This is a genomic window from Rhizobium leguminosarum (genome assembly GCF_002953715.1).
Classification (GTDB): Bacteria; Pseudomonadota; Alphaproteobacteria; order Rhizobiales; family Rhizobiaceae; genus Rhizobium; species Rhizobium leguminosarum_V.
The window spans coordinates 377,767-390,956 of the sequence record NZ_CP025012.1 but is presented as its reverse complement, the minus strand read 5'-3'; the positions used below and the strand labels follow the sequence as shown (position 1 = coordinate 390,956).

The window sequence follows — 13,190 nt, the reverse complement described above, 5'->3', positions numbered from 1 at the left end:
TTTCAAAGCGCTTTGACAGCCAACTCATTTCACTTTCGGTGGAATGGAGTCAAGTCAATTCGCGAAAACCCGCTGTGGACATGCTAGATATCGCAGCGCAGCAGCGTCTATCGGGAAATATGGAACGATTTTTCTTGAGTCAAGCGCGCCAGATGATACATAATTGAAAGCGCTTTGGATGCCACTGGGAGGCGGCAAGCCTTTTCAAGACGGCTGACGGGCGGGCCGGGAGGAAGCATAGCAGGTGAATCTCAAACAGCTATCGGAATTGCTGGGGCTGTCGCAGACGACGGTGAGCCGAGCGCTGAACGGTTATCCCGAGGTCAACGAGGCGACCCGGGAGCGTGTGCTCCAGGCTGTCAAGGAAACCGGGTACCGGCCGAACAAGGCGGCGCAGCGGCTTGCGACCGGCAAGGCAGGCTCGATCGGCCTCGTCATGCCGACGGCGCCCGGCCACCAGTCCGACGTGCATTTCGGCGAATTCCTGGCCGGGCTCGGCGAAGAGGCCGTACGCCACGACTTCCACTTCGTGATCATGCCGGCCGACCCGGATGACGAGGTGGCGGCGCTGCGCCGTCTTGCCATCAGCGGCAATGTCGATGCCCTGTTCGTCGCCTATATGCGCGGCCACGATCCGCGGCTCGCCATGCTGAAATCGCTCTCCATGCCCTATGTCGTGCACGGCCGCTCCTTCGGTTCGGAGCCGGACTATCCCTATCTCGACATCGACAATGAAGGCGCCTTCTACGATGCGACGCGGCTCTTGCTGCAGCTCGGCCATACGCGCTTTGCGCTGATGAACGGACCGATGCATCTCGATTTCTCCATTCGCAGGAGGAACGGCGTCATATCAGCCCTTGCCGAGCGCGGGCTCACGCTCGATGAGGGTTGCATGAGCCACGCGCTGATGACAGACGAACAAGGCCTGCTGGCAATGGAACACTTCCTGCAATTGCCGGAGCGGCCGACGGCGATCCTCTGCTCCAGCACGGTGCTGGCGCTCGGCGCGATCCGCGCGGTCAACCAGGCCGGATTGCGGCTCGGCGAGGATATCTCGCTGATTGCCCATGACGACGTGCTGCCGCTGCTGAAACCGGAAAGCTTTTCCGTGCCGCTGACAACGACGCGCTCGTCATTGCGCGCCGCGGGCGTTCGCATCGCGCAGCGGCTGATCGGCACGGTGAAGCAGGCCGGCCCCTTCCCCGACCAGGAGCTCTGGAAGACCGAACTGATCGTCAGGGCCTCAACCGGTCCCGTTCCCCAGGAATAGAGCCTTTCCTGGTTCAAAACTGCGGCGGTGTCTGCCCCGCGGTACGGTGGGCGGCAATGACGGTGTTCGCCATCAGCATGGCGATGGTCATCGGCCCGACGCCGCCGGGAACTGGAGTGATGGTGCTGGCAACCGCCGAGACCTCTTCGAAGGCGACGTCGCCGACGAGCCGGGTCTTGCCCTCGCCTCTTTCAGGGGCTGGCACCCGATTGATGCCGACGTCGATGACCGTCGCACCGGGCTTCACCCAATCGGCCCTGACCATCTCCGGCCGGCCGACGGCGGCCACCAAGATATCGGCGTTGCGGCAGACCTCGGCGAGATTCTTGGTCCTGGAATGCGCAATCGTCACCGTCGCATTGGCGTTGAGCAGCAATTGCGCCATCGGCTTGCCGAACAGGTTGGAGCGGCCGATGACGACGGCGTTGAGGCCGGAGAGATCCTCGCCATGGGTGCGGCGGACGAAAACCATGGCGCCGGCCGGGGTGCAGGAGACCAGTCCGGTCTTCAGGTCGCCGGTGGCGAGCTTGCCGGCATTGACGACGCTCAAGCCATCGACATCCTTTTCCGGCAGGATCGACTGGATGATCGCCTCGCTGTCGAGCGGCTTCGGCAAGGGCAGTTGCACCAGAATGCCGTGGATCGACGGATCGGCGTTGAGGGTGGCGACGAGAGCTGCCAGATCCTCCTGCTTCGTTTCGGCCGGCAGCGTGTGCTGAACGGACTTGAAGCCGCACTCCTTGGCCATGCGGCCCTTGGAGCCGACGTAGGCGTGGCTTGCCGGATCGTCGCCGACGATGACGACCGCAAGGCCGGTGGTGACGCCGCTGCTTTTTTCCAGCGCTGCCGTCGCACTCTTGACTGTCTGAATGACCGATGCAGCTACGTTCTTGCCGTCGATTACTGTCGTCACGCGTCTCTCCGCCCTGTTTCACGTCAATCTATGGATAGTTGACGAGCGTCAAATGCCCGCTAACGCCCTATCCTGTCGGAAAGCGGCAATGCAATATCAAAAATGCAAGGAAATGTTTGTTTAACGCCGCGGCTGCCGCGCTTCGAGCGCATGAAGACGAAGCCGGTCGCGCAGGCCGGAGATCTCGGAGCACAGCACCTCCATTTCGTCGACCGGGGCGGGGTCCTGCGCCAACGTCGGCGGCAGTGGGGTCTGCGGCAGGGATACCGGCATTTTCTCACCTGCGGGATCGGCGACGGGCCGACGCAGGCGCAGCATGAAAGCCGCGGCAAGACCGACCGCAAGGCCCGCGGCTGCGCCCATTAGCGAGCGACCGATCCGGCCATCCGTTGCCGGTACCGCCGTCGCCAGCGGCGGCTTCAGGAGAACGATGCGACCGTCGGCGGCCGCTCCCGCCGCGGACGTTGCTTCGTCGAGGCGTGAGCGCGCGGCATTGGCTTTTTCGCGCAGCTCGGTCAGACGTGACAAATCGACGCCGGTGTCCCGGCTCTGCGCGATCAGCGTGTTGCGGCGGTCATTGAGGCCCTTGCGCGCATCGACGGCGGCCTTGGCGGCGAGGTTGGCGGTCTGGGCAAGACGGGCAAGCTCCTTGCCCATATTCTCCTTCAGACCATCAGTTTCGGCCTGCTGCTGCAATAGGCGCGGATGGCGCGGGCCAAGCTCGGCGGAAAGCTGCGCAAGTGCTGTCCTGGCGACGGCATATTTGTCGCGCCAGTCCTGCAGCGCCGGCGAGAGCATATCGGAGGGCAACGAACCATCGAGCACCTCGGCAAGTTTTGCTGCCTTCAGCCGGTCGGTCTGCGCCTTGGCGGCAAGAATATTCTGGTCGGCCGCTTTCAGATCGGCATCGAGCTGGTCGAGCTGGCGGCGAAGATCGATCGCCACCTTGACATTGCCCTCGCCGCTCTTTTCCGTGAAGGCGGCAAGCTCCGTCTTCGCCTCGTCATAGGTTTTGCGCAAGGCGGCATCGGTTTCGGCGTTGCCGCCGGGTCCGTCTGTTGCGGAAAGCGCTTCTGCAAGCCTTACGGCGATGCGCATGGATTTGCCGCTGTCGCCGGTCGTCACCCTGACGAGGATCGTCCCTGTCGCGGCATCGGGCAGAATCTCGACCGCATGCTTCAGCGTCGCCTCGGCGCGCGAGGCCGGATCGGCAGCAGCACCGGTCGCCGACAGAAGATCGAGCGCGACGCCGAGCGCATTGGCGCTGGCGCCGGCAAATTCGGGATCATGATCGAGTTTCAAGGCGGCGACCGTCGAAGCAACCGTACGCGCCGACAGCAGCCCTTTCGCAGCAGCCTGGGTGAAAGCAGCGCGGCTTGCGGGATCCGCCTTCACGGAAAGCGTCGTTTCGGCGCGGTAAAGGGCCGGCGATGCCGGCATCAGCGCCGGCAGGCCCGCCCCGATGATCGTCGCGGCCGCGACCATCGTCGCAAGACCAATGCCGTCGACGCGGCGGCGCGGCACCGGCCGGGGCTCGGCGGGTTCTTCACGGATCGCGGCCAGCGGTTCCGGTGAGATCATCGGCTCGTCGGCCGGAACGCTCAGCTCTTCATCGCCCGCCGGCTCCTGAAGAAACGGGTGGCCGACGTCGTTGGCGGCCCGGAGGCGGTTGCCGAGGATGGTTTCGATGCGATCGACCAGCGGTGCGGTGCGCGCCGCTCTTGCGCGCTGCTCCTCCAGCACCCGGCCGATGGCGCGCAGCAATTCGGCCTCGGGCGGCGCGATATCCGGCCGGCTCGACCGGGGCGCCTCGTAGGAATTTTCATGGGGACGCGGCCCTGCGGCTGCGCGATCCTGGAAGCTGTTTCTGGCCCTGATATCGTACATTTGCGCCACATCTCATGCACATGATGGCCGAGTTCGCTCATCCGCACGGACGCAGATGATTAAGCCACTTTAAATATTCATGGCAAAGAAATGGTTAACCGCAGCAGGTAAGAACTAAGCATAATTCCTCAAATCGGAAACGATTTAAGGACAGAATTATGCGGCAATTTAAAGTGCTGCAGCGTCCGTTGCGCGTCTCAAAAGACGCGCGGCGCTGTAGGTCAGCTCGCCTTCTTGCGATCCGACTGCGGCTGCAGCGCGCTGCCGTGCTCTTCCGGATGGCTGAGGATCCTTTCGCGCCGGCGGAAGCGGTAGCGCAGGACATGGAAGAGGAAGACAGGGATGCCGATGACGTAACGGCGCCACAGGCGCGCCGGCTCCTGCAGCAGGCGATAGGCCCATTCCAGGCGCATCATCCGCACCGTCCTCGGCGCGCGTGGGACGGCGCCGGAGACGAAGTCGAAGAGAGCGCCCACCGTCAGCACCAGACGCGCATGATCGGCGCGAATATGATCGTGAACCCACTTCTCCTGCAGCGGCGTTCCCATGCCGACGATCAGGATATCGACCCTCTGGCGCTCGAGCTCCTCGATGACATCAGTGGGATCGACCTTGTCGAAGTAACCGTCGGAAACGACGACGAATTCGTGCCAGGGCGTATGTCTGCGGAAATTTTCCGCCGCCGCCTCGACGACCGAACGCTTGCCGCCGATGAGGCCGATACGGCGCGGGGCCTCCATGAAGGTCAGGAAGGCCGGCACGAAATCGGTGCCGTTCAGATTGGCCGGAAACGGCGAACCATGGGCGATCTGCGATGCGATGTTGAGGCCGATGCCATCCGGCAGCACCAGATTATGCGACATGATCCGATAATATTCGTCGTCGCGCAGCGTGGTCAGCATGTTGTGGGCGTTGACGAAACAAACCACGGTCTGGCCGACGGGGATGGAGGCCAGCTCGTTGATGAAAACGAGGGCGTCGTCCCAGCCGAGATCGCAGACCGGCAGATCGAAGATCGTCCGCCGCGATGCGAGCACCGCGAAGTTTGCAATCAGATTCATTCCTACCTCCTGCCGAGGGTGCTGCATGCGCCCGACATCCCGGAAAACAAGCCCATATTTCCGCACCGGAGGTCTCAAAAGGACCGGTCGCGTCCCGCCGGGACGGCGTCGCTCCGATCCCGGATAAGCGGCGCATGCCAAGCTGTGACACCTGATATAACAGGACGGTTTCAAACAACCCTTAGGAAAATTCCTTGAATTTCCATGCTCGCATAAGTGGTTTATTAACCACGCGCCCCAACGACAAACGGCGCCCTCGGGCGCCGTTTGTCATCAATGATATGATAGTCCTTAGTGGGCCGCTGGCGCCGGGGCTTCACCGGCCGGTACAGTCTCGACGATCTTGACGGGTGTGCCGACCTTCTTTGGCTGACCGGCGGAGCTTTCCTTGACCTCTTCCTTGGAGAGATAGTCGAGCTGCTCCAGCATCACGTCGGCGACGTATTCGCCACCCAAACGCTCGTTCATGCCCTTCTTGATTTCCTCGCGGAAGGCCTTCGGATCGAAGGATTTGATATGGGCGATATCGACCATCTTGTTGCCGACGAGCAGGCTGAAAAGCTCGTCCGTCGTCATCTCGCTCAGCGGCAACGTCACGCCTTTCAGCATGTCCTTGTTCATCATGAACGAAACGCGGCCGAGGAAGTAACCGGTGATCGCACCGTTACCGATGATCGGTACCGTGATCGTTTCGCCCTTCACCAGTTCCAGCGCGCTCTGCTTGGAATCCGTTGCCGCCGGCGCCGGCGCGGTCGCCAGGTACACCGAGAAATAGACCGATGCCAAGGTGATGGCGCAAACCCAGACACCGGTGAGGACGAGCTTGATCATCAGTTTCCACGCGCGGCGAATTGTTCCTGGGAATAGGTGCCGTCGGCATCGGCATCCTGAACTGCGTTCTTCAGGAGGTCGGCCACGGCGCGAACCGCTTCGAGATGCGCCTCGACGCGACGGGCATTGAGAACCAGTTTCTTCTTCAGGCCGTGCAGCTGATCGAGATGGGCAGCGGCAAGCTCGGCCGGATCGGTATCGCGGAAAAGCATCGACAGCTCGTAGAGGCAGCGGCTCTTATGCGCATTGGAGACCTTGAGATCGAACTGCGGATCGTTGCCGATCCGGGTGTTCTCATTGTCGATGATCATTTCGAGGCGTCCGAGAACGGATTTGATCCTGTATTCGTTCGAAACTATTTCCATTGTACCCCCGGTTATGCGTCGCTGAGAGCATGATGCCGAAAAGTGTGCGCGGTTTTCGGACGACATCACGCTCTAACTCTTTAATTGAGAACAGGATTCAGATTTCAGGCCAACGGGCCTAAAATCATCCTGTTCTATCGGACTTGGCTTCGGCGGTCGGCGTGCCAAAGGTCTTGCGCTGGAAGTCGTCGATCATGCTGAGCGCGGTGTTGCGGTCATCGTCATCGGTCGAGGCATTGACGATCTTACCTTCCTGCCGGCGCAGCTGCTCGCTGTACATCTGCTTGGCAATGCCGATGCCGTCACCCTTGGCCATGGTGTTGCCGAGCTGTTCGGCCATCATGCCTTTCCAGATATCGCCGGTCGCGCCCTTGCCGTAGACATCTTCGCTTTCGCTCGGCAGCATGGACTTGACGAAATTCTGCAGGACCATGGCCTCGAACTTCCGGTAGCTTTCCGGAACTTCCTCGGCCTTGGTGCGGTTCTGGATGTTGGAGAGGCCGCTCTTCTGCCCGATATGGTCGAGAACGTCGACCGTATTGGAGAAGCCCTTGCCATTCTCGGCGAGGCTCGTTGCGGCAAAGGCCGCACGATTTGCCTTCAACTTTTCCTGGGCTGCCTGAACCTCCATGGGGTCGGCAGCTTTGACAACGTCCAGGACCAGATCACTGGGGGGCGAAATAGCCACGTTACAATCCTCTGAATTTAAGATCGTAACGACTATGGTTTTTGAAGCTTGCTGGAGGCTGGCGTTGCGAATTGCTGATCGATGACATCGTAGACGGCGTTGTCATCGGCCTCGCGGCGCTCGGCGTCGAGGGCTTCCTGCATGCCCTCTTCAAAGCGGTCGCCCTTGGCGCGCTCGCGGGCCAGCCGCATCTCGTGGACCTGCTGCATGCCGGTCAGCTGCTGGTCCTTGATGGTGAGCCTGCCGAATCGGTCGGCGTAATTCTGCGAGAAGGCGTGGTGGACGGGGTCCATCGAGCCGAGCGCGAGGATGACGTCGTCCATCGCCGTATTGACCTCGACACGCTGACGGCTGGTTTCGGCCAGGTCGTTCTCGGCCATTCGTTCGATATGGCGCTGCACCGAGAGCAGTCGCTTGAGCTTCTGGGATCGCTTCTTTTCGATCATCGCCTCACCGCCCGATATAGATCGAGCCGAAGGACTGGCCGAACTGGCTGACCATCGCTGCAATCGAGAAATAGATCAGGAAGAGCCCGCCCATCAACAGATAGGGCGTGGAGATGAAGTAAACGGGGATCTGCGGCGCCAGCTTGTTGATGAAGCCGATCGAGACGTTGAAGATCATGCCGTAGATCAGAAACGGGCTCGACAGCCGCAGCATGATGTAGGTGGTCTGTTCCAGCGTGTCGGTAAAGGAGATCAGCGTCGCGCGCATCTGCATCAGGCCGCCGAAGGGCATGGTCGTGTAGGAATCGATCAACGCGCGGAAGACGATGTGATGGAAATCCATGATGAAGAGAATCATGATGCCGGCAAAGGTAATGAAGCCGGAAAGGCTGGTCTCCGGCGTGTCTTCGAGGATGTCGGCCGAACCCGGCTGGGTGTAGCCGACCATCATCGCGATGATCGTCGCGGCGAACTGCATGCCGATCGTGTAGATCCTCGCCAGCATGCCGTACATCACGCCGATCAGCGATTCGCTGAAGATCAGGCCGATATAGGTTCCCGAACTTGTGTGGACGGCCGGGTAGACAGTGTCCCAGAGCAGCGGCATGACGGCGATCGAGAGCGCGCCGGCGATGAAGACGCGCAGCTGGTCGGGTACGCGCGCCGAGGAAAAACCCGGAAGAGCCAGCACACAGCCACCGATCCGGCAGAAAACCAGAAACAGCGCGAGAACGGTCCCTTGCGGGTCTGTTATCATGAAATAGAGCCCAAAATCTTTATCTCGATGCCCTTGGCCAGTTCGACATGCGACAGGACCGGGAGCGTGGCGAACAGCCGTTCGATGATCATGCGCACATAGGAGCGTGTTTCCGGCGACGTGACAAGGGCGAATGGCAGGCCGCGATCCATGAACTCACGGATAACTTTGGTGGCCTGCTCGCTGAACTCTTCCAGGCTGCGCGGATCGATGTCGAATTCGATCACCTCGCCCTTGGCGTCGCGCTTCAGCGCCTGGTGGAAAGCGAGATCCCATTTGCTGCCCAGCCGCAGCACACGCAGCACGCCGTTGTCGGCGAGGTCGCCGCAGAGCTGCTGGGCCATGCGGATGCGGACGTGCTCGACGATCTGCTCGGTCTTCCTGACATGCGGGGCGAGCTCGGCCACCGCTTCGAGAATGAGGTGCAGGTTGCGGATCGAGACGCGTTCGGCAAGCAGCAGCTTGAGCACCGCCTGCAGGCCCGAATAGGACATGTGCGACGAGCAGATCTCGTCGGCAAGCTTCTTGTATTCGGGATCGAGCCGGTCGATCAGCACCTTCACGTCCTTGTAGGACAGAAGCTGCGGCAGGTTGTTGCGGATGACCTCGCTCATATGGGTCAGCACGACGGAGACGTTGTCGATCGGTTGGAAGCCCTCGCGTTTCAGATCGTCGGCGAAGTTTTCGAGGATCGAGACGGCAGGCATACCGAAAGCGGGTTCACGGATTTCGTCGCCGGGAATACTCGGCCGGCGGCCGGCGCCGGTCACGACGAGGACTTCGCCGACGCGCAGCAGGTTGGAGGCGACCGTCGTGCCGTGGATGCGGATCTGATAGGACTTCTCGGCGATGGCGATATCGTCGGTCACCTTGATCTCGGGCACGACGAAACCGTATTGCGTGGCGAACTTCTTGCGCATCTTGCCGACACGGAAGGCGAGCTCCTGGTGGGCGCCGAGCAGGCGCGTCGAGACCATCTTGCCGAGTGCGAGCTCGATCTCCGAGGTGCGCAGCACCGACTTGACCGAATCCTTTTCCAGCTCCTTGTTCTGGACGACCTTCTTTTCTTCCTGCTCGCGGCGAAGCTTGTTTTCAGCTTCGACCTGGCGCGGGATGAACCAGGCACCGAAGGCGAGAAGACCGCCGAGGACCACGAAGGGGACAAACGGCAGGCCCGGCATCAGGGCCAGGACGAACATCAGCACGGCCGAGACGGAAAGCGCACGGGGATACCCGCTCAACTGGTTGACGACCGCCTGGTCGGTGGAGCCGACGGTGCCGCCGCGAGAGACGAGGAGGCCGGCGGCGAGCGAAACGATGAGGGCCGGCATCTGCGAGACGAGGCCGTCGCCGACGGAGAGCTTGACGAAGACGTCGGCCGCTTCGCCGATCGGCATGCCGTGGCGGAAGTAGCCGATGATGATGCCGCCGAAGACGTTGATGCAGGTGATGATGAGGCCGGCGACGGCATCGCCGCGCACGAACTTCGACGCACCGTCCATCGCACCGAAGAAGGAGCTTTCCTCCTCGAGTTCCTTGCGCCGGCGCTGGGCTTCCTTTTCGTCAATGATGCCGGCCGAGAGGTCGGCGTCGATCGACATCTGCTTGCCGGGGATGGCATCCAGGGTGAAACGCGCGCCGACTTCGGCGATACGCGTGGCGCCCTTGGTGATGACGATGAAGTTGATGGTGATGAGGATCAGGAAGACGATCAGACCGATGACGAAGTCGCCGGACATCACCAGGCTTGCGAAACCGGCGATGACGCCGCCCGCTGCTTCATGGCCTTCGTTACCGTGGGACAGGATGACGCGTGTCGTCGCGATGTTCAGCGCCAGCCGGGTCATCGTCGCGATCAGCAGGATGGTCGGGAAAGACGAGAAATCGAGCGGTTTCTGGATCCACAGCGAGACCATCAGGATCAGCACCGAGAAGGCGATCGAGAAGGCCAGTCCCATATCGATCAGGAACGGCGGGATCGGCAGGAAGAGAATGCAGATGATGCCGATGATGCCAAGGGCAAAACCGACATCGCGCAGGCTCGGGGCGACTTTTGGAAGGGGGAGTGCAGGTGGTTGCGCCATGACGATTCCGTCTCTTCATGAGAGGAGGCGGACATGCGGCCCGCCCAATTCGGATCGAGAGTTAAATGGCGAAGCTTGCGCGAAGGTGGCTCAGAGCGGTTCAGCTTTTCATGGAAGCGTCGAACCGCTCTAACCTTTTGTTTCTACGCAATCCCCGGCAAAAAGCTTCGCGCTTTGCCTGGCAAAGCCGCTGTGCACTTTTGCTGGAATTGCTCTAGAAGCCGGACTGGATGCGCGAGAAGACCAGATTGGTGAAAATGGAGATCTGCGAGCCGGCGAAAGGTGCGGTGACACCGACCGTGATCAGCACCGCGACGATCTTCGGCACGAAGGTCAGCGTCGCTTCCTGCACCTGGGTCAGCGCCTGGATCAAGGCAATGATGAGACCCACTGCCATCGCAACGATGACGGCGGGACCCGCGGCAATCAGGACGGTCCAGATCGCCGCCTGGAACAGATCCAATGCATCAGCTTCATTCATCCGAAGGCAACCTCATATCGCCTTGAAGCAGCCCCGCTGCGGCCGGACCGCCATTGGTTGGTATCACTACTCGACGCATCGGCGCAGCTAAGGCGCACGGCGTTGTCGTATCAGGTATCGCTGCTAGGAGCCTTGTCGGCAACAGTGATTCCCGCCTGCACGAGTATATTACCGCCATCCGTGGTCGTCGCTATGATTCCGTCGGAATAAACCTTGACGGATTCGATGGTGCCTTTGACCTTGCCGTCGGCGCTTTCCATGTATTTGCCGACGTAGCTGCTGGCCTGGGTGAGGCTCGAGCTTGCGAGCAGCGTGTCCAGCTTGGTGTTGGTCTGGATCGTCTGTTCGACCTGCGAGAAGCTCGCCAGCTGCGACATCTGCTCGCTGGCGTCGACCGGATCGGTCGGATCCTGGTTCTTCATCTGCGCGATGAGCAGCTGAAGGAAGTTGTCGTAATTCAGCGTCGCCTTCTGCTGGGCCGAGTTCGTCGAGCTCGAAGTGCTCGTCGTGCTCACGCTCGATGTGGCATCTACCGCCATGGTGCAATCTCCCTGCGAATCTGCTCGACCATTGTCGGCGGCATTTCGTGGTTGTTGAGGATACTGTCTTCGATCGTGTAGAGGCCACGGATCGCCTTCAACGCATCGAAGGCGCGGCCCGTCGAGACGAGCGCATCAATGCGCTTCAGTTCGGCGAGGATCTCCTCGTTCTTGAAGCAGGAGAGCAGCATGGTAATCGACTTGCGGAACATCGCCGTCGAATGGTCCTTGCCCTCGGGATTGATGAGGATCATCTGCGCGATGAAATAGAGCTGGCGCAGGGGCGTGGTGGCGCCCTCCGGCTGGAGGACGTGGTTTTCGAGAAGGAACGTCACATCATTCAGGAATTCCAGCGCGACCTTGCGGTCGACGCGCAGGACGGCGCCGTTGATGAAGATTCTTTCTCCGGCTTTCAGAGAAATGCGAAGTGTACTTTTCATTTAAGTCCATCCCTGATGATGGTGGTAACGTCGATGATGCCCTGGTAGTTATTAGACTGACGTTTTCTGATCCTGTCGCATTCCTTGAGTATCCAGATCGCGATCGAGATGAGGTTGGCCCTGAGCTCGATCTCCAGCTGGTTGTCGGGATGTTTCAGATCCTCGATGAAGCTGATCCACACCCGGCGTGTATAAAACAGGGCTTCAATGGCTTCGCGGCCGTACTTTTCCTTTTCGCGCGCCAACGACAGAAGGTCTATGGATCGGTCAAGAACCTGCCATTCCCGCTCTTTCGCGTCTGCCACCGAGTCCTGCATGACTTCGGCATATGAGAACTGATACATTCATGCATCCTTCTTTATTGCGCGCCTTTGCTCATCAAAGGTAGTTTACAAGACTCAACTGCTGGATCTTCGAGACGATCGTGTAGGCGGTTTCAAGCTGCGTTTCCAAAGTCTTGACGAGGGTCGAGGCTTCGTAAGGATCGACACCCTGGAGATCGACGAGCTTGTTCTTGATGATGTTCGACTGGGCGTCGAGTGCGTCGTTGGACTTCTTGACGCGCTCCTGGGAAAGGCCGAGCTGGCTTGCCTGCGTCACGAGGCCACTGGTCGCCTTCGTCGTATAGCTGATCGCCTGCTTGGACACCGTGCTCATCGCATCGCTGCTGAGGTTCTGGCCCAACAGCGCTGAGGTCATCACCGAGGCGAGCGCGAAGTAACGCATGCCCTCGGAATTGGCGTTGGTCGAGGATTCGATCACTTCCGAGTTGCTGATGCGGCTCGTCATGTTCTGGCTCGATGCCTGCGACCAGCCGGTCGTCGCATTGGTCCAGTTGGCCTGGTTGAACATCGGCTCCACCGTCGTGGTGATGAAAGTGCTCATTTCGGCGCCGGTCAGAGCACTGACCGGCTTGCCGAGGCCCGTTGCATAGGTGTTCAACTGCGTGACAATGGCTGCGCTCGTCGCGGTCGTCTTGTCGGTCAGCGGCTGCACGTCGGTGTTGATGCCCGAGAACAGATATTCGCCGTTCACCATGGTATTGGCCGTGTCCATCATGGTGGACAGGGCGCTGGTGGCGGACTGGATGGCGACGGTGATGCTGCCGGGATCGTGGCTGCCCTGGAGCGCCGTCAGCTTCGAAACGAGGCCGTCGCCGACGTCCTTCATCTTGGAAAGGCCGAGCTGCGAGGATTCCATGCGCGCGGTGACAAGCGAATTGCTTGATTTGATCGAGTCTATCCTGTCGACCTCGCGGCTGAAGTCCACGCTCCTGGCGGCGTTGCCGCCGAGCGAGACACCGATATCGGCATAGACTCCCGTCGTCGCTTCCATCGTCGCCTTCGTCATCTGGTTCTGCGCCTGACGGATCGTCAACCGCATCGCGTTCTGAATGGCCGAACTTGAAATAAATGAGCTCTTCATGGC

Annotated in this window: 15 protein-coding genes; 1 reads left to right on the top strand and 14 read right to left on the bottom strand. The window is 60.7% G+C overall.

Features of this window, described 5'->3' with window-relative positions; genetic code table 11:
* Positions 1–244: 244 nt before the first annotated feature.
* Positions 245–1,270 (top strand): LacI family DNA-binding transcriptional regulator, encoded by a 1,026-nt coding sequence (locus CUJ84_RS01990; RefSeq protein ID WP_105004984.1) that lies wholly within the window; start codon positions 245–247, stop codon positions 1,268–1,270.
* A gap of 13 nt (positions 1,271–1,283) precedes the next feature.
* Here the strand turns inward: CUJ84_RS01990 and folD are convergent, their stop codons facing one another.
* The 14 genes from folD to CUJ84_RS01915 all read right to left on the bottom strand — a co-directional run bounded on the left by folD (position 1,284) and on the right by CUJ84_RS01915 (position 13,187).
* Positions 1,284–2,183 (bottom strand): bifunctional methylenetetrahydrofolate dehydrogenase/methenyltetrahydrofolate cyclohydrolase FolD, encoded by a 900-nt coding sequence (gene folD, locus CUJ84_RS01985; RefSeq protein ID WP_027666411.1) that lies wholly within the window; start codon positions 2,181–2,183, stop codon positions 1,284–1,286.
* 120 nt (positions 2,184–2,303) lie between these two features.
* Entirely contained in the window at positions 2,304–4,070 is a 1,767-nt protein-coding gene (locus tag CUJ84_RS01980) for a succinoglycan biosynthesis protein exop (RefSeq protein WP_105004983.1), read from the bottom strand.
* A 221-nt stretch (positions 4,071–4,291) separates the two neighbouring features.
* Complete coding sequence (locus CUJ84_RS01970; protein ID WP_105004981.1) at positions 4,292–5,131, bottom strand: WecB/TagA/CpsF family glycosyltransferase; 840 nt, start codon at positions 5,129–5,131, stop codon at positions 4,292–4,294.
* A gap of 291 nt (positions 5,132–5,422) precedes the next feature.
* A complete protein-coding gene (locus CUJ84_RS01965; RefSeq protein WP_105004980.1) occupies positions 5,423–5,962 on the bottom strand; it encodes a hypothetical protein in 540 nt (179 codons plus the stop codon).
* Positions 5,962–6,327: a hypothetical protein gene (locus CUJ84_RS01960; protein WP_003556590.1), complete on the bottom strand. Its 366-nt coding sequence runs from the start codon at positions 6,325–6,327 to the stop codon at positions 5,962–5,964. Before CUJ84_RS01960 ends, CUJ84_RS01965 begins: the two co-directional genes overlap by 1 nt.
* A 124-nt stretch (positions 6,328–6,451) precedes the next feature.
* Positions 6,452–7,015, bottom strand: a complete 564-nt coding sequence (locus CUJ84_RS01955; protein ID WP_105004979.1) for a rod-binding protein — start codon at positions 7,013–7,015, stop codon at positions 6,452–6,454.
* A gap of 32 nt (positions 7,016–7,047) precedes the next feature.
* The gene (locus CUJ84_RS01950) at positions 7,048–7,461 is read right to left on the bottom strand and encodes a hypothetical protein (protein WP_105004978.1); all 414 of its coding nucleotides are present in this window, start codon (positions 7,459–7,461) and stop codon (positions 7,048–7,050) included.
* 4 nt (positions 7,462–7,465) lie between these two features.
* The gene (gene fliR / locus CUJ84_RS01945) at positions 7,466–8,218 is read right to left on the bottom strand and encodes a flagellar biosynthetic protein FliR (RefSeq protein ID WP_105004977.1); all 753 of its coding nucleotides are present in this window, start codon (positions 8,216–8,218) and stop codon (positions 7,466–7,468) included.
* Positions 8,215–10,302: a flagellar biosynthesis protein FlhA gene (gene flhA / locus CUJ84_RS01940; RefSeq protein ID WP_018445802.1), complete on the bottom strand. Its 2,088-nt coding sequence runs from the start codon at positions 10,300–10,302 to the stop codon at positions 8,215–8,217. Before flhA ends, fliR begins: the two co-directional genes overlap by 4 nt.
* A 214-nt stretch (positions 10,303–10,516) precedes the next feature.
* Positions 10,517–10,783 (bottom strand): flagellar biosynthesis protein FliQ, encoded by a 267-nt coding sequence (gene fliQ, locus CUJ84_RS01935; RefSeq protein ID WP_017967052.1) that lies wholly within the window; start codon positions 10,781–10,783, stop codon positions 10,517–10,519.
* Positions 10,784–10,893: 110 nt separating this feature from the next.
* Positions 10,894–11,322 carry a flagellar hook assembly protein FlgD gene (flgD, locus tag CUJ84_RS01930; RefSeq protein WP_027685969.1) on the bottom strand — a complete coding sequence of 143 codons (429 nt, stop codon included), beginning with the start codon at positions 11,320–11,322 and terminating at the stop codon, positions 10,894–10,896.
* Positions 11,313–11,762, bottom strand: a complete 450-nt coding sequence (gene flbT / locus CUJ84_RS01925) for a flagellar biosynthesis repressor FlbT (RefSeq protein WP_018244830.1) — start codon at positions 11,760–11,762, stop codon at positions 11,313–11,315. Before flbT ends, flgD begins: the two co-directional genes overlap by 10 nt.
* The gene (gene flaF / locus CUJ84_RS01920) at positions 11,759–12,106 is read right to left on the bottom strand and encodes a flagellar biosynthesis regulator FlaF (RefSeq protein WP_003545562.1); all 348 of its coding nucleotides are present in this window, start codon (positions 12,104–12,106) and stop codon (positions 11,759–11,761) included. The genes flbT and flaF overlap by 4 nt, the downstream gene beginning before the upstream one ends.
* Before the next feature lie 34 nt (positions 12,107–12,140).
* The gene (locus tag CUJ84_RS01915) at positions 12,141–13,187 is read right to left on the bottom strand and encodes a flagellar hook-associated family protein (protein ID WP_105004976.1); all 1,047 of its coding nucleotides are present in this window, start codon (positions 13,185–13,187) and stop codon (positions 12,141–12,143) included.
* Positions 13,188–13,190 lie beyond the last annotated feature (3 nt).